Below are 14508 nucleotides of genomic sequence, written 5' to 3'. Positions count from 1 at the left end.
CGACGTATATCATGGAAGTACTGAAGGAATCTGGTTTTGTCCAGACTCCCACCTCAAAGGGCGAAGTTGCGACGCCCGTTTCACCAGTATAGCCCCATTAACAAAGCTTGCTATGAGCAAGGATAGCAAGCTTTGTCAATTTATTGATGGAACTTTAGCTTATCTACGATCTTGTCAATTACTTTTCTCTCTGCTCTGATGGCGAGCCCCACTAGATTCAGGTTCTCTCGTTCGACACCGCGAACAGCATCACGATTGGCGGCATCATGAGTGGTCGAAAACATCTCTTCTGTATAGAGGGCAGGCTGTACTCCTCGAGTGAGGGCGCGATCAAGCGCTCGTGCTAGCGCGGCATGATCCGCTCCATAAATCAATATAGGTTGACCAATGAGTCGCAGATATCCATTTCCGGATGCGTCTTCGTATGGTTCTCCAATACTTTGTGGGTAGGATGCAGCAATCCCGCTTGCCAGGAACGCAGCCACATTCATTTTTTGCCACGAGGCCAAATCATCTCGAATGATCAATGCAATTTTTGTATCAAAGAGCATAAAAATAATCCTCACTTTACAATTTCTGTGTGAGTCTCCGGGAGCGTGCTGCTCTTATAGTGTTCTCGCTTCTCTCAAACCACTCTATCAAGTAGTAGGTGGAGACTCCGGCTGCTTCCATCTGGCGAGGGTTGTGAGCAGATTCCGTAAAACTTTCCTCTCTTCAGAAGAGAATTCGCCGAGAAAATCCTGATTCATTTGATCCATCTCGCGATCAAGCGGAGCCTGGAGATCGCGTCCGCGAGTAGTGAGCGCAACTCTATTCACACGACGGTCGGTCGCATGTGCCTTGCGCTCAATTAGTCCCGCATATTCTAGGCGATCAAGGAGTCCGGTCATCGTCGCGCTGTCTAGCAAGAGGCGCTCACCTAGTTCGGCTCCACTCTGCTGATCGTGTTCCCAGAGGACCTTGAGCAATGCGTATTGCACGGGCGTAACACCATACGGGGCTAGACGCTGTTTGGCTGACTGCGTGACCCGTTGATATGCCTTGCCGAGATAAAAGCTTAAACAATCCTCAATCTGATCCATGAGCACCTCCTGTCGAGAGAGGAAGGGATACGTTCTTGTATTAATCTATATGTATGCAAGTATAACGTAGACATAATACTTTTACAATAGTTACTTGTATACAAGGTAAATTTTGCGCAAGAATGCAGTTACTAATTCTTGCACAAAACATTTTCAAAACGTAGGTGCAGGTGCGCGGCGGAGAGAGAGATTTTCCAGGCTCTTGTGGACGTAGCGGGGGAGGAATAAGCCCGCTAGAAAGGCGATACCAGCTGCGACAATAGGTAGATAGGGGGTTGCAAACGTGTGGGCTAGCCAGACGCTTAGGAGTAGAAAGAGTCCTGTGAGTAGGCCACCTACCAGGCTGACAATTATTCCTTTGAGCAGAGAGCCAAAGATGGTATCGCCAAGCTCGCGATGAAAAACCTGTGCCCCTATCTGCTTGAGCAAAGCGCTTCTCTCTTGTGGCTCAAGCGCCTCGATGGCACTGACCAAACGAGCGCGCTCCTCTTTGGAGAGCTTGCGTGTGAAAAGCGAGCGTAGCATGTGCAGAAAATCGAGCAGGGCAAAGAGCAGGAAGCCAAGGAAGAAGGCTACCAGGGTGGCGAGCGTGGTTAAGAAGGCTGAGCCTGGGGCTTGTAACAGCGCCAGCAGGAAGACACAGGCGACCGCCGCTACGATATAGATGGCTGACCAGAGAATGCCTTTGACATAGTGCTCGATAAGCAGTTTGAGCGCCAGGTGCGGTACCTGGTGTTTGAGAAACTGGATGCCAGCCGCCCCCAGCACCTCACTCTTCTCTTTTGTACCCAGCGGTCGCGTGGCTTTAAAGAGAATCTCAATCTTCTCCCGTGTCGTAAGGAGAGGGAGCCTGCTCTGAATAAGCTGGTGCGAACTTACACGCTCTGGCGGCTGGTTCATCGTCTTATGTGCCTTCCTCAGAGATAAGAGTCAATGTTCTATATGCTGAATTGAAGCAGAAAAACATTGGCCCTTTCTCTCTTATACGCGGCTAAGCTCACGTTCCGCTTCATTGCGTGATTTGGGGTGCACAAGAGGATAGAAGTTGATGGTCCAGCCTACGCCAAAGATATGAGGCGTGAAAATGCTTGAGGTGTTGGGGTTCCACATTCGCTCACGGATACGCTCAGGCGTGGGGGCACGGAAGTCATAGGGCACGCCCAGGATCTGCCCTTCCCAGGTGCGCTCCTCTTGCGGTTTGCGCAGTTGCTCACGCAGGGCGGCCCCGGTCAGTGCGATTACGGCCACGCCAAGCGCGACGTTCTTGACGTCGAACTTTTTCCGTCGTCGACTCATGATTTGTATGTCTCCTTGTTTTTCATCCTGGTAAGGAGTATGGTACACCCTGGCACGCACCGGCGTGCCAGGGTGTACCATACTCCTTACCAGGGCGAGCGCCATAGGCGCGAGAGGTCAAGAGTAAAACTTACACATGGCATTCTTAATCATTTACGCGTATTTGCGCTCCTGGTTGCAATGGATATGCTCCCTCTGCTATTTCTAACAGATGCGCGGCAGGGGATCACCCACCAGCATGTCCAGGACGCGCAGGCCGCCGATATCAGTATGCAGGAAGACCATGCCGGGCGGCTCTGCTTGCACGGTGCCGATCAAGGCCGCCTCGCGCCCCAGTGGGTGTGCGTGGAGCACATCAAGGGCGTGCTCAGCTTGCTCTGGCGCTATGACTGCCAGTAGCTTGCCTTCATTGGCGATGGTCAGGGGATCGAGGCCGAGAATCTCGCAGGCTCCACGCACTCCGGCATGAACCGGGATGGCGTGTTCTTCGAGGCCAATTGAGACCTCTGAACTCATGGCCATCTCATTGAGCGAGGTCGAGACGCCTCCGCGCGTAGGATCCTTCAGACAGTGCACGCCCTCGCCCACGGCTGAGAGCAGCGCCTCAGTCAGGGAGTGTAGCGGCGCTGTATCGCTCTCGACGTCGGTCTCGATATCGAGAGCCTCGCGCGCCATCATGATTGCGATGCCATGATCCCCTACAGGCCCGTTGAGTAGGATCTTATCCCCCGCTCGCAAGAAGTTCTGTCCCATGTTCCAGGTGGCCTGAATGTGCCCGACACCGGCAGTATTGATAAAGAGGCCATCGGCCTTGCCGCGCTGAACGACCTTGGTATCTCCCGTCACAATTGCGATTCCCGCTTCGCGGGCGGCGTTTGCCATCGAGTCGACGATGCGGCGTAGCTCGCTGATGGGAAACCCCTCCTCCAGGATAAAGCCTGCCGAGAGGTAGAGCGGCCTGGCACCTGCCATGGCCAGGTCATTGACTGTGCCATGGACCGCGAGCTTGCCGATATCGCCGCCGGGAAAGAAGAGCGGACTCACCACATAGGTATCGGTAGTGAACGCCAGTCTTGGCTGTTCGCCAGTGACGGTGAAGATCGCTGAATCATCCATGATATCTAGCATAGGATTAGAAAAGGCCGGTGCGAAGACGCCCTCAATGAGGTTATGCGTGGCCTTGCCGCCGCTGCCATGGCTCAAGGTAATGCGTTCATCTCGCAGGTAGAACTTGTGCTTGCGCGCCTGCCGCGTGCGCTCAATCTTTTGTAAAACGCTCTCAACCATGTCCGGGCTGCCTGGGATATGTGCTTGCATCGCGACCCCTCCTCTTTATGAACGGGTGGGAATAGTAGCGTTCGATTCTATATGCAGGCGGGAGCGCTCAGCCGCCATCGAGAAGCGTCCATAGTTAAAGTAGGCTGCGCAGGCCCCCTCCGGCGAGACCATGCAAGTGCCAATGGGTGTTTCAGGGGTGCAGGCCGTGCCAAAGACCTTACACTCCCATGGCTTGATCACGCCCTTGAGCACTTCGCCACACTGGCAGGCCTTGGGATCGGCCACGCGGAGCCCCGGCACGTCGAAGCGTAGCTCGGCATCCCACTCCGCGAACTCCGGGCGGAGCTTCAAGGCGCTATGCGTGATAAAGCCCAGTCCGCGCCACTCGAAGAAGGGGCGTAGCTCCATCGTGCGTGCCATGGCCTCCAGGGCTTTGATGTTCCCCTCCGGGCGGACGACACGTGTATACTGGTTCTCGACCTCTGAGCGCCCCTCGCTGATCTGCTTGACGATCATATAGACAGATTGAATAATGTCGAGCGGCTCAAAGCCTGCGATTACGACTGGCTTGCGATGCTGCTGCGCGATAAAGTTATAGGGCCGCATGCCGATGACCATGCTCACATGTCCAGGTCCGACAAAGCCGTCCAGGCGCAGATCGGGCGAGTCGAGGATAGCCTTGATGGCGGGAATGATGGTCACGTGGTTACAGAAGACCGAGAAGTTGTGCACACCTTCGGCCTTGGCGCGCAGGAGTGTGACCGCTGTTGAGGGCGCTGTCGTCTCAAAGCCGATGGCGAAGAAGACCACCTGGCGGTCGGGATATTGACGGGCCAGCTTAAAGGCGTCCAGGGGTGAGTAGACGAAGCGCACATCGGCTCCCTCTGCTTTGGCATCCAGCAAACTCCCCTTAGAACCCGGGACGCGCATCATATCGCCAAAGGTGGTGAAGATGACGTCCTCCATGCGCGCGATCGCCAGGGCATCGTCGATGCGGCCCATGGGCAGCACACAGACGGGGCAGCCTGGGCCATGCACCAGGTCGATATTGTGTGGTAGGACGTCCTCAATCCCATGTTTATAGATGGTGTGGGTATGCCCGCCACAGACCTCCATAAGCTTGAGCGACTGACCCTGGCTCAGGCGATCTACTTCCGTGGAGATGCGCTTCGCAAGTTCGGCGTCGCGGTATTCATCGATGTATTTCATGCCCATTCGCTTGCTCTTTCTGTTGCTGCTCGCTGAGCAGGAAGTGTATTATTTCAAGGAGCGTGTGATAGACGGTGGCCTGCGCCTCCTGAATGCGTGGAATATGATCGCTTGGTGAGTTGATGCAGTAGTCAAGGGCTTTCGAGCGCAGCATTTTCCCGCCCTCATAGCCTGTCAGGCCGATGGTCAGCATCTGTTGCTTTTTTGCCTGCTCCAGAGCCAGAAGGACATTCGCTGAGTTGCCACTGGTCGAGACGCCCAGCGCGATGTCGCCGGGATGGCCAAAGGCGATGACCTGGCGTAGGAAGACGTTTTCATAGCCTACGTCATTGCCTACTGCCGTGACGACGGCGATGTCATTGGTGAGGGAGATGGCTGGCAGAGGCCTCCCACCTGGAAAGGGTGGGTCTAGCAGCTCGGCCACGATATCCTGGGCGTCGGTCGCGCTGCCGCCGTTGCCAAAGGCCAGGAGCAGCGCTCCATTGGCGAAGGCGTGCGTCATGGCCTCGCCCGCGGCGACGATCTGTTCTTCAAACTCCGCGAGCGTGGCCCGCCTGAGCGCCACGACCTCGTGGCATTTCTCCAGTGTGGAGTGTCGTACCTCCGCCAGCACCTCTGCTACATCAGCTTTTCCCCCTTCAAAGAGGAAGGGGTAGAAGAGCTTGTCGTATTCCGAACCTTGTGCTTCACTCATCGCTTTCCTCCTCCTACTCTCTCTTTAAGGCGAATTCACGAAATGTAGGGTCCATGCTTGCATGGGCTTTTTCGGGCGAGCAGAGTCCATGCAAGCATGGACCCTACATTTGCTTCTGCTTTCCCTCAAGGCTGTCTGCATAGAGTGATATGCCTGTGCCTCCATGTACCAGGATCATGTCGCCTGGTTCCAGGTGATCGAGCAGCGTGACATCGACCTCGGTCTGCTCATCTGCAATCTCTACCACCGCCATCCCACATGCCTCGTCAACGCTCAGAATGCGTGCGGGTAGCGCCTCGTCCGAGCAGGTGATACAGTGCCCATCTATACCTGTAGTGCAGTTGCTGTATGTATCCTGCATCCGCTGCAAGAGCGTCTCTTCCTGATTGTGTGCTTCATGTTTCTTCATTGCGAAAGTAAGCCCTCATGCTCGAAGAAGACGTGAACCAGTTCCCAGAGGACGTGGTAGAGCGTCTCATGCGTCTCTTGAATGACCAGTGGATCCTCGGCCTGGACGACGAAGCAGAAGTCAAGATCACTTCGCGCGATCTCTCCGCCATCACGCCCCAGCAGGGCCAGGGTCAGCAGCCCCCGTTGCCGGGCGAGCGCCAGTCCAGCAAGCACATTGGCGTCCTGCCCATCAACGGAATAGCCAACGGCGATATCCTGGGGGCGTGCCAGGGCTTGCAGTTGACGCGCGAAGGGCATAGTTGGCGCGCCACCAGCCATTAAACCGCTAATGGTGGCGCTATCATTGGTCAGGGCCATGGCCGGAAGGGCGCGTTTCCCCACAATGACCGGGTGGACAAACTCCACCGAGATATGCTGGGCATCGGTGGCCCAGGCCCCATTGCCAAAGGCAATCAGCCGACCTTGCTGGTGAAAGCGGCGTGCCATGGCCCAGCAAGCCTCCGCGATATGCGGGGCCTGAGCGGCGAAAAACGTTTCGGGGACCGAGGTGCTCTGGGCGAAACGGGCCTCGACGAGTGTGCGCAGGTCGACATGTTTTTGTGGCATTGCTTGCGTCATGCTGTCCCCCTCAATCTAGCGTAATAATAGCCATGGCTGGCTGGATAGATCTATTCAATTTGGCTTGAGCGCAGCATCTTCAATTCATCGGTATAGACATCGCCCATCTGGTGGAGGGCAGTCATCGTCTCCTGGGCCTCGTGCTCATCGATCTTGCTCATGGCGAAGCCGACATGAATCAGCACCCAGTCGCCAGGACCAATGCCCTCGGGGCGTACCAGCGCTACATTCACGTTGCGCTTGACGCCCGAGACATCGACTTTGGCAATCGAGTTGGCGTCATCAACAATATCTACTACCTTGCCAGGGATGCCAAGACACATAGCGTTTCTCCTTTTTTCTTATCTAGTGCTTCTTTTAACATCTCTTAGGGAGAGAAGGAAAAGTATCGGGGGACACCCCCGAAGCCCCCGGCAGGGGAGATCCCTGCACCAGGCGCGCCGCCGCTGTGGCGAGCTGTCCCAGGCAGAGCCCGCCATCATTAGGCGGGACCTGCCGATTGACGTAGACATGAAACCCGGAGGCCCCCAGGCGCCGCAGCACTTCTTCAAGCAGGAAGCGATTCTGGAAGACGCCCCCGCTCAGCGCGACGCGCCGCAGCCCGCTGCTCGCCCCCAACTCGCAACAGGCTGTGACCAGCATCTCCGCAATAGTGCGATGAAAACGGGCGGCGATATTGGCTGAGACTTCACCGCGCTTCATGTCCTCGACTATAGCTTGTATGGCAGGCGCGACATTCAGGAGCCTGGGGTGTTGCTCGCCTTGCCCCTGGATGGCGAAGGGATAGCAGTCGTCTTCGATGCTCGGGCCTGCCTTGTGCGCCAGGATTTCAAGTTCAATCGCGGCCTGTCCCTCGTAGAGTACCTCCTGGCGTAGCCCCAGGAGCGCGGCCACGGCGTCAAAGAGTCGCCCCAGGCTGGAGGTAGCTGGACTATTAAGCTGGCGCTCGATCATCTGCGAGATGGGGCGCCAGGCGCGGCGATCAAGCATATGCGTGAAAGGGATGGGTAGCTCAGGGAAGCTCGCGCCAAAGGCCTGGTCCAGGTAGACCGCCGCCATGCGCCAGGGCTGACGGATAGCTTGCTCGCCCCCTGGGAGTGGTATGTAGTCAAGGTGCGCCAGGCGCGTGAAGTCGCCAAGCGTGGCCTGCATAATCTCGCAGCCCCAGATGGCGCCATCCGTCCCATATCCCGTGCCATCGGCGGCGATGCCGAGTACGCTCCCCTCAAGCTGGTGCTCTGCCATGACGCTGGTAATGTGCGCGTGGTGGTGTTGGACACCAATCTTCTGAGGTATGTCCGTCTCAAGGGCATATTTGGTCGCCAGGTACTCGGGATGCAGATCGTATGCGATGGCCTGTGGCTCGATATCGAAGAGGCGCTGAAAGTGTGTGATGCCTTCGCGGAACGAGGTCAAGGTCTCCAGGTTCTCCAGGTCGCCAATGTGGTGGCTGAGGAAGGCGCGGCGCTGCTTGCCAACGCAGAAGGTGTTTTTCAGATGTCCACCACAGGCCAGCAGGGGGACAGGCAGGTCAAAGCCCAGCGCGATAGGCTCGGGCACATAGCCGCGTGCGCGGCGCAGAAACTGTATCCCTCCGCCAGTAACGCGGGCGACCGAGTCGTCGGTGCGCATATGAATCTCGCGGTTATGGCTGAGCATTCCCTCCGTGATGGGGGTGAGGCGGGTCCGCGCATCCGCGTCACGATAGGCAATGGGTTCCTCGCTCAGGTTCCCGCTCGTCATCACGAGGACTGGCACGCCATCCGCCCCGACGTATTCACGAAAATGCCGGAGCAGGAGATGGTGGAGTGGGGTATAAGGCAGCATCAGCCCTAGAGTGTCATAGCCTGGCGCGACACCGGAAGCCACCAGGTTCTCGGGTAGTTGGTCAAGCAGAACAATCGGGCGGCGATGAGACTGGAGCAGGGTCGCCTCGTTCTCGTGGATATGGCAGAGCTGTTGTGCTATCTCAATATCCGGAACCATCAGGGCGAAAGGCTTGGCCTCGCGTCGCTTGCGCTGTCGCAGGCGCTGCACAGCTTCGGCGTTGCAGGCATCACAGGCCAGGTGATAGCCACCCAGTCCCTTGATGGCGAGGATGGCTCCTTGCCCAAGCTGTTCAGCCGCGAGCGCGATCTGATTTCTATGCGGGTCGAGATCAACTTGTGTTTCTTGCCATGCCTGGAACTGCACATGGGGTCCGCACACAGGGCAGGCGTTGGGCTGGGCGTGGAAGCGCCGATTGGCCGGGTCCTCGTATTCCGCCTGGCAGGCGGGACACATGGTGAAGGCGCGCATAGTGGTCTTCTCCCGGTCATAGGGGACATCCTGGATGATGGTGAAGCGTGGACCACAGTTGGTGCAGTTGATAAAGGGATAGGCGAAACGCCGGTCGCCTGGCGTGAAGAGTTCGCGCTGGCAGTCAGGGCAGGTCGCGCAGTCTGGCGAGATGAGAGCCTGCCGCTCGTCTCCTGCCTCGCTGTGAGCAATGCGAAAGTCTTGCTCATGGCACAGGGGAATGGACTTGACTTCCATGGTATCGACGTGTGCCAGGGGAGGTGTGTCATGGCGCATAGTGTGCTGAAAGCGCTCAAGTTGTGCAAGGGTGCCTTCGACCTCGATGGTGACTCCCAGGCTGTTGTTGAGCACAAAGCCTGTCAGCCCGCACCGGAGGGCCTGGGTGTAGACGAATGGGCGGAAACCTACCCCCTGGACGATGCCCCGGATTGTGAGGCGTCTACGCTCAATTGTCATGCCACTGACCGTTGCCATGACTGCTCCTTCGCAGGGCTAAGCGCGTCACTGCGACATCACACCTGATCCTTCCCTGACTCTATACAAAAACGCTAGAAAACGCCCTACCAGATGGGAAATGGACGCGGTCAACCGGGTCCCCTACCGAGGGGGGAGCGACTTGAGCCAGCCGCACCAGGCTGGTAGGCCGGTACCTGTTCGGCAGCTCACTTCGAAGACCGTCAGATCTGGATTGATAGCCTGCGCCTGCCGTTTGACCTTTTCCCGGTCATAGTCGACATAGGGTAGGAGATCCAGTTTGTTGATGATCAGGGCCTGCGCGCTAGCGAACATCTCGGGATACTTGGCTGGTTTATCGTCCCCCTCGCTGGTGCTGACCATCACGACGCGCAGGTCTTCGCCCAGGTCCCAGGCGGAGGGACAGACCAGGTTGCCGATGTTCTCAATGAAGAGCAGGCGCAGAGGAGCCAGGTCCATCTGCGTGAGTGCGTCACGCACCATATGGGCCTCCAGGTGGCAGGCCCCACGCGTATTGATCTGGACGGAGATGCCACCTGCCGCCTCAATGCGCTCGGCGTCCGCGCTGGTCTCGATATCGCCCTCGATGACGCCGATGCCGATGCGTGTATGCAGGCGCGCAATAGTCTGCTCCAGCAGCGTGGTCTTCCCGGCGCCCGGTCCGCTCATGAGGTTGATCGTGCGGATGCCGTGTGCTCGTAGCTGCTGGCGTATCTCCTGGGCGATATCCTCGTTGACCGCCAGGATCTTTTGCGCGATAGTAACCTTGGGCATGCTCACTACTCCTCTGCCTGCATGGGGGCTTCAATCTCTATGTCGACGATCTGCATCTCGGTGCCAGAAACAACCTCTGTCTCCCAGCCCTGACAAGTTGGACACTGGCGAATAAAGTTTATGACGGTGAACTCGCTGGCGCAGTGCTGGCAGCGCGCGCGGTATGGGATGAACTCAATTGAGAGCCGCGACCCCTCTAGCAGCGGGTAGAGGCTGGCCACCATCTCAAAGCAGAAGGTGAGCGAGTCATTCACCACGCCCTGGGCCTCCCCAATCTGGAGGTGGATCTCGCGTACATGCGTGGCCTGGTGGCTCTGCGCCTGGGCGTCGACGGCTTCGGCTATACCCTGCGCGATAGCGAGTTCATGCATAGTGGCCCCTTATTACATATTACATATGGCGTATGCGCATATAGCGCTGATAGTCGGGATAAAGTTGCCTGAGGATGAGCGCTATCAGACCAAGCACGGCGAGTAAGGTAAATGGTTTCATAACATTACCAGACCTTTCCTTGCTAAAAGGATGACTCCTTTGTCCTGGATGAAACGGTTGCCTGCTGAGTATCTACGAGGGTCTCTGCTACAAGTGTGTCAATAAGTTGAATGGCCTCACTAATCGCGGCCTCGACTGGCTGACTTAACCCTGGATGAATGTCGAAGTCGTCTGCCTGGGTGTCGAGTGGCGAGGGTTCGCAGCCAACCAGCAGGGTGCGCCCGGGCTGGGCGCCGAGTGTGCGGGCGAAGGCCAGCATCTTGACCGGGTCCATGCTGTGTGCATCCAGGGCGATGCGACCCGCCTCTGTTCCTTGCTCAGGCGTCGGTTGTGCCTGGTCTATTTCGAGCAGGTAGAGGGTGCCGGGCGCTCCTCCCCGTGCCACCGTGTCGATCAGGATCAGGTTATCGTAGCCATCGAGCAGGGTATAGGCGAGTTCCACGCCTCGGATGCCGAAATCAACTATCTCTACACCTGCGGGATATGGTTTGGTCTCGCGACGCAGGAGGCGCTGAGCTACCTCGCAGCCGAATCCATCATCGCCCAGAAAGATGTTGCCAATCCCGGCGATCAGAATGGATGGTTGGCTTTGTGCCCTGGATGCAGACTGACTCATAGCGTTCCCTCCACCAATGGTTCAACCTCCTCGGGCGCGAAGAAGAAGCGATGCCCGGGCAGGACGCGCTCATCCCATTGCTCGCGCCCGGGATCATCATCCAGCGTCACGACGAGGAAGAGCCGGTTTTCAAAATCCTGCTGGATGCCTTCGACGCGTGCCACCTTGCCATTGAGCAAGAGATCAAAGGCATCTGCCCGCAGTTTGGGATGCAGACGCACGCGGTCGCCAGCGCTTACCTCGCGGTTAGCGATGCGTATCGCCCGTGGCGGCGGATAGTCCTCGCCAGGAAAGGTCTGCTCATAGGTCTTGCTCGCCGGTTGCGGCTTGCTGGTCTGCCACTCGCGAATGGTGCCGTGAAGCGCCATCAATTGTTCTGGCGCCAGAGTCTCGATTCGTTCGAGGAGCTGGCGCGCCTGCTCGCTCCCGTGACGCATGGCCTCTTTCTCCTCATCGCTGAGCGTCAAAATGCGCAGTGAGAGCAATTCGTCGATCTCGGTACCGTCGAAGAAGGTGCCGGGACTCTCGGGTGCGATCTGAGGATAATCATAGAGAATGATGGGCGCTGAGAGCATGGTGTCATGCGCACCCTGTTCTCCAACCAGCACCGGCCATGTGTGGACATTCTGGCAGCTCTGTACCGCCTGGCTCAGCTCGTCGGGGTATTCCAACAGCGAGATAAAGCTACCGTGCTCTACCTGCAAGATTGTGTGAGTGGAGATGAAGGCATGCAAGAGAATGGCATCATGGCGATTGCTGATCTGCTCCGTGCCGGGCGTCGTGTTTTCGATCTCCACCTTGAGCTTGAAGAGTTGCGACTCAAGCCGTGTCGCGCTAATATGTAACCTGCCCTGAAGTGGCTGCTGTACCCGTGTGACAGCGGTTCCGCCAGGCGAGGCGGACGCATCTGTCTGTTGCATGCCCTCGAAGCTAATCTCTATTGTCTTGGGCTGCGCAAGCAGGTCGCCAAGCACCATCTCAGGGGCCAGGACCTCGCGTTCCATGCCCTCTTGCCAGCTCTCTTGCTCGCTTGCCTCACTTTGTGGTGTGTCTGGAGTGCAGGCAAGCAGGTGGAGGAAGCGGGCCAGGACCGCCAGGCGGGTGGTGGGCGAACCCTGTATTAGGCATTCGGTGCGCATGTGCCAGGGTTCAATATTGCCCTGCGCCTCGCTATAGGGGCGAGGATAGACTACGCCGATGGTCCAGCGCAGGCGATTTTTGAGCGCATCGTGACGATAGGGATAGAGCAGGTAGCCCTCGTAGAGCACCGCATCGGCGATGGCTTTGATATGCTCTGATATCATGGCTCTACCTCCTTGCTGGCTGTATAGAGCAGGCGTTGCAGGGTATCATCCCAGGTCAGCAATTTATGTCCCATCTTATAGGCATAGAGAAGATCAAAGACGTCTTTATGCATGCGAATCCAGGCGCTATTGGGATAGTAATGATTCATCATGTCATGCCAGTGGCTGACCGGCAGGCGATAGAAGGCCTCCTTCGACCAGGGGATCTGTCCGATTTGCAACTGTCCCTGCTCTCCACTGTAGAAGACTGTCCCACTAAAGAGAAAATTGAGAGGGATCTCGCCATCCTCGAGGGCGTCAAAGTATTTTGCTCCGATGACATCAAAGTCGTAGGTACAGGGAACAGGCAGATCTACAAGTGTGCTGCCGCGAAACTGTGGTACAACGACCCCCACATGCGTCCAGTGCAGGCTGCGCAGGGTCTCGCCCCAGCGCTGGGGTTCGCCAAAGACTTCAAGAAGGCGAGCCTGGGCGCGGGGGCTGTAGTGGCGCTGCGTGACCGCGATCTGGATCTGGCAGCGGAGCGCGATGCTGTGAATGGTCTCTTCTGCGTCTTCATTGCTCACACGTAACTGAAAGAGCAGCATGGGCGTCGCGGCATATGTTGGAACCTCGGCCTGGACAATTTCGAAGTTCAGCTCTGGCATGACTGCTCTCCTCCATCTGAGGGCGAATTTGTCGGCCTGGTATAGATCGTTGCCTGCGCCCGCAGGTGCTCGAAGAAGGCTCTGATTTCCTCCCATGCCTCCTGCCCGCCACTAAGGCCACGCCAGTGCAGACGAATCTTGCCGACAAGCTGATAACAGACATCGATAGGTGCCAGATAGTATTCGCGCTGCTCGCGCACCCGGTTAATCAGCAAGGCCTCTACATCCTCCTCCATCTCCTCCGATACTGGATTGGCCGCGAGGATGCTCTGCCACTGCTCCAGGCCTAGCAGCGACTCCATAGCGCCAGCCGGACTGGGATAGAAGGCGCGTGCCCCTTGAGCCGTGCGAAAGATGTAGACCATGTTGACCGGGAGCATAAGCGCCTCCCACTGGGCCTCGTCGAGCTGAAAGTCTGAGAGGAGCAGGACGCGCCGGGGAATAGCCCGATAGCGTGCCTGCTGGCGCTCACCCGCAAAGAGGAGCGTACAGGCGTTACAGGAACAGAGGCAGGCGCGGCTGGAGAGGTCCAGGAGGTGGCGATGCTCTGACGCGAGGACCTCGCCACACAGCTCACAGTGTTCCGCAGAGGCCTGTTCGATAGGTTGCGTGCGCGCGAACCTCCTCAGCGCCCGCAGGGGAGGCGGCGCGATATGCCCATCATCTGGATAATTCGCTGTCATAGCGCTTCCCCCGTGCTCTTCTTCTGGCGCTGCCTGGGAACAAAGGTCACAGGCAGCGTTGCCTTATGTTGATTGTTCTGCTCGATCAGGATCTCTTCCAACTCAGGAGCCACCTCATGCACAGTCTGTTCAATTTTTGCCGTCAGGGAGGCGTTTGAGGAGGGACAACTGGAGTGGTTCCCATTGAGGACGAGGTAGGCTCTGGCCTGTTCAATCTTGAGCAGGTCGAGTGTGCCTCCGCGCGGTCCAAGCGTGGTTTGCAGTTTGCCCAGAGCCTGGCGCACGCGCGTCTCCAGGTCGAGGGGGTGAAGTCCATGTAGCAGCAAGAGCGAGGCCAGAAGCTCATCCTGAGCAAAGCGCTCCACGAGCGCGTCTCCTGTGGTTTGAGCGCGTTGGGCGATATCGAGCAGGCGTGCCAGGCCCTCGCCATAGAGGTCGAGCAGCAATTGTACAAGCTCTTCGGTGGTCTCGCGAGCCTGCTGGTCGCGAAAATGGGCTACTTCCTGAAGTAGCGCCTCGATGCGTTCTGCTCGCTGCTGGTGCTCCTGTAGATGTTGCTGCATGGAACCCTTCTCCCTCGCTACTAGGATGCTGGCATGGCCTTCTCCCCCGTGACTTCCACCACGTCAGCG

The 14508-nt window shown here is 57.6% G+C and carries 19 protein-coding genes; all 19 read right to left on the bottom strand.

The window, feature by feature from the left end; all coding sequences use genetic code 11:
* Positions 1–140 precede the first annotated feature (140 nt).
* The 19 genes from KTE_RS03510 to KTE_RS03425 all read right to left on the bottom strand — a co-directional run bounded on the left by KTE_RS03510 (position 141) and on the right by KTE_RS03425 (position 14439).
* On the bottom strand, positions 141–551 hold the full coding sequence (locus KTE_RS03510) for a DUF2000 family protein (RefSeq protein ID WP_201378581.1): 411 nt from the start codon (positions 549–551) through the stop codon (positions 141–143).
* Between the two features lie 87 nt (positions 552–638).
* Positions 639–1082 (bottom strand): MarR family winged helix-turn-helix transcriptional regulator, encoded by a 444-nt coding sequence (locus KTE_RS03505; RefSeq protein WP_201378579.1) that lies wholly within the window; start codon positions 1080–1082, stop codon positions 639–641.
* Between the two features lie 153 nt (positions 1083–1235).
* A complete protein-coding gene (locus tag KTE_RS03500) occupies positions 1236–1982 on the bottom strand; it encodes a hypothetical protein (protein WP_201378577.1) in 747 nt (248 codons plus the stop codon).
* Between the two features lie 81 nt (positions 1983–2063).
* The gene (locus KTE_RS03495) at positions 2064–2378 is read right to left on the bottom strand and encodes a DUF5808 domain-containing protein (RefSeq protein ID WP_201372015.1); all 315 of its coding nucleotides are present in this window, start codon (positions 2376–2378) and stop codon (positions 2064–2066) included.
* Positions 2379–2582: 204 nt separating this feature from the next.
* Positions 2583–3695, bottom strand: a complete 1113-nt coding sequence (hypE, locus tag KTE_RS03490) for a hydrogenase expression/formation protein HypE (RefSeq protein WP_236600272.1) — start codon at positions 3693–3695, stop codon at positions 2583–2585.
* A gap of 15 nt (positions 3696–3710) precedes the next feature.
* Entirely contained in the window at positions 3711–4865 is a 1155-nt protein-coding gene (gene hypD / locus KTE_RS03485) for a hydrogenase formation protein HypD (RefSeq protein ID WP_236600271.1), read from the bottom strand.
* Positions 4849–5559: an SIS domain-containing protein gene (locus tag KTE_RS03480; RefSeq protein WP_201378574.1), complete on the bottom strand. Its 711-nt coding sequence runs from the start codon at positions 5557–5559 to the stop codon at positions 4849–4851. The genes hypD and KTE_RS03480 overlap by 17 nt, the downstream gene beginning before the upstream one ends.
* A gap of 103 nt (positions 5560–5662) precedes the next feature.
* Complete coding sequence (locus KTE_RS03475) at positions 5663–5968, bottom strand: HypC/HybG/HupF family hydrogenase formation chaperone (protein ID WP_201378572.1); 306 nt, start codon at positions 5966–5968, stop codon at positions 5663–5665.
* Positions 5965–6588 carry an SIS domain-containing protein gene (locus KTE_RS03470; RefSeq protein WP_201378569.1) on the bottom strand — a complete coding sequence of 208 codons (624 nt, stop codon included), beginning with the start codon at positions 6586–6588 and terminating at the stop codon, positions 5965–5967. The genes KTE_RS03475 and KTE_RS03470 overlap by 4 nt, the downstream gene beginning before the upstream one ends.
* Positions 6589–6638: 50 nt before the next feature.
* Complete coding sequence (locus tag KTE_RS03465; protein WP_201372020.1) at positions 6639–6911, bottom strand: HypC/HybG/HupF family hydrogenase formation chaperone; 273 nt, start codon at positions 6909–6911, stop codon at positions 6639–6641.
* 34 nt (positions 6912–6945) lie between these two features.
* Positions 6946–9360: a carbamoyltransferase HypF gene (gene hypF / locus KTE_RS03460; protein ID WP_236600270.1), complete on the bottom strand. Its 2415-nt coding sequence runs from the start codon at positions 9358–9360 to the stop codon at positions 6946–6948.
* A 123-nt stretch (positions 9361–9483) separates the two neighbouring features.
* On the bottom strand, positions 9484–10134 hold the full coding sequence (gene hypB / locus KTE_RS03455) for a hydrogenase nickel incorporation protein HypB (RefSeq protein WP_201378567.1): 651 nt from the start codon (positions 10132–10134) through the stop codon (positions 9484–9486).
* Between the two features lie 5 nt (positions 10135–10139).
* A complete protein-coding gene (gene hypA / locus KTE_RS03450) occupies positions 10140–10505 on the bottom strand; it encodes a hydrogenase maturation nickel metallochaperone HypA (protein WP_201378565.1) in 366 nt (121 codons plus the stop codon).
* Between the two features lie 19 nt (positions 10506–10524).
* Positions 10525–10626, bottom strand: a complete 102-nt coding sequence (locus KTE_RS49435) for a hypothetical protein (protein ID WP_374226766.1) — start codon at positions 10624–10626, stop codon at positions 10525–10527.
* 22 nt (positions 10627–10648) lie between these two features.
* Positions 10649–11242: a hydrogenase maturation protease gene (locus KTE_RS03445; protein WP_201378564.1), complete on the bottom strand. Its 594-nt coding sequence runs from the start codon at positions 11240–11242 to the stop codon at positions 10649–10651.
* Positions 11239–12546 carry a hypothetical protein gene (locus KTE_RS03440; protein WP_201378563.1) on the bottom strand — a complete coding sequence of 436 codons (1308 nt, stop codon included), beginning with the start codon at positions 12544–12546 and terminating at the stop codon, positions 11239–11241. Before KTE_RS03440 ends, KTE_RS03445 begins: the two co-directional genes overlap by 4 nt.
* Positions 12543–13193 carry a DUF6084 family protein gene (locus tag KTE_RS03435; RefSeq protein ID WP_201378562.1) on the bottom strand — a complete coding sequence of 217 codons (651 nt, stop codon included), beginning with the start codon at positions 13191–13193 and terminating at the stop codon, positions 12543–12545. The genes KTE_RS03440 and KTE_RS03435 overlap by 4 nt, the downstream gene beginning before the upstream one ends.
* Positions 13181–13876 (bottom strand): DUF5947 family protein, encoded by a 696-nt coding sequence (locus tag KTE_RS03430; RefSeq protein WP_201378561.1) that lies wholly within the window; start codon positions 13874–13876, stop codon positions 13181–13183. The genes KTE_RS03435 and KTE_RS03430 overlap by 13 nt, the downstream gene beginning before the upstream one ends.
* Positions 13873–14439, bottom strand: coding sequence for a NifU family protein (locus tag KTE_RS03425; protein WP_201378560.1), 567 nt, complete (start codon positions 14437–14439; stop codon positions 13873–13875). The genes KTE_RS03430 and KTE_RS03425 overlap by 4 nt, the downstream gene beginning before the upstream one ends.
* Positions 14440–14508 lie beyond the last annotated feature (69 nt).

Source organism: Ktedonobacter sp. SOSP1-85, assembly GCF_016587415.1.
In the GTDB taxonomy this organism is placed as follows: Bacteria; Chloroflexota; Ktedonobacteria; order Ktedonobacterales; family Ktedonobacteraceae; genus Ktedonobacter.
The sequence above is the reverse complement of the archived record's forward strand: the minus strand, read 5'-3'. Positions and strand labels throughout refer to the sequence as shown.

Bases quoted from the DNA above. Each gene is read 5' to 3' on its own strand.
- KTE_RS03495 (WP_201372015.1), bottom strand. From the start codon at position 2,378: ATGAGTCGACGACGGAAAAAGTTCGACGTCAAGAACGTCGCGCTTGGC.
- hypD (WP_236600271.1), bottom strand. From the start codon at position 4,865: ATGAAATACATCGATGAATACCGCGACGCCGAACTTGCGAAGCGCATC.
- hypA (WP_201378565.1), bottom strand. From the start codon at position 10,505: ATGCATGAACTCGCTATCGCGCAGGGTATAGCCGAAGCCGTCGACGCC.
- KTE_RS03475 (WP_201378572.1), bottom strand. From the start codon at position 5,968: ATGAAGAAACATGAAGCACACAATCAGGAAGAGACGCTCTTGCAGCGG.
- KTE_RS03445 (WP_201378564.1), bottom strand. From the start codon at position 11,242: ATGAGTCAGTCTGCATCCAGGGCACAAAGCCAACCATCCATTCTGATC.
- hypB (WP_201378567.1), bottom strand. From the start codon at position 10,134: ATGCCCAAGGTTACTATCGCGCAAAAGATCCTGGCGGTCAACGAGGAT.
- KTE_RS03425 (WP_201378560.1), bottom strand. From the start codon at position 14,439: ATGCAGCAACATCTACAGGAGCACCAGCAGCGAGCAGAACGCATCGAG.
- hypF (WP_236600270.1), bottom strand. From the start codon at position 9,360: ATGGCAACGGTCAGTGGCATGACAATTGAGCGTAGACGCCTCACAATC.
- hypE (WP_236600272.1), bottom strand. From the start codon at position 3,695: ATGCAAGCACATATCCCAGGCAGCCCGGACATGGTTGAGAGCGTTTTA.
- KTE_RS03430 (WP_201378561.1), bottom strand. From the start codon at position 13,876: ATGACAGCGAATTATCCAGATGATGGGCATATCGCGCCGCCTCCCCTG.
- KTE_RS49435 (WP_374226766.1), bottom strand. From the start codon at position 10,626: ATGAAACCATTTACCTTACTCGCCGTGCTTGGTCTGATAGCGCTCATC.
- KTE_RS03500 (WP_201378577.1), bottom strand. From the start codon at position 1,982: ATGAACCAGCCGCCAGAGCGTGTAAGTTCGCACCAGCTTATTCAGAGC.
- KTE_RS03510 (WP_201378581.1), bottom strand. From the start codon at position 551: ATGCTCTTTGATACAAAAATTGCATTGATCATTCGAGATGATTTGGCC.
- KTE_RS03470 (WP_201378569.1), bottom strand. From the start codon at position 6,588: ATGACGCAAGCAATGCCACAAAAACATGTCGACCTGCGCACACTCGTC.
- KTE_RS03435 (WP_201378562.1), bottom strand. From the start codon at position 13,193: ATGCCAGAGCTGAACTTCGAAATTGTCCAGGCCGAGGTTCCAACATAT.
- KTE_RS03505 (WP_201378579.1), bottom strand. From the start codon at position 1,082: ATGGATCAGATTGAGGATTGTTTAAGCTTTTATCTCGGCAAGGCATAT.
- KTE_RS03440 (WP_201378563.1), bottom strand. From the start codon at position 12,546: ATGATATCAGAGCATATCAAAGCCATCGCCGATGCGGTGCTCTACGAG.
- KTE_RS03480 (WP_201378574.1), bottom strand. From the start codon at position 5,559: ATGAGTGAAGCACAAGGTTCGGAATACGACAAGCTCTTCTACCCCTTC.
- KTE_RS03465 (WP_201372020.1), bottom strand. From the start codon at position 6,911: ATGTGTCTTGGCATCCCTGGCAAGGTAGTAGATATTGTTGATGACGCC.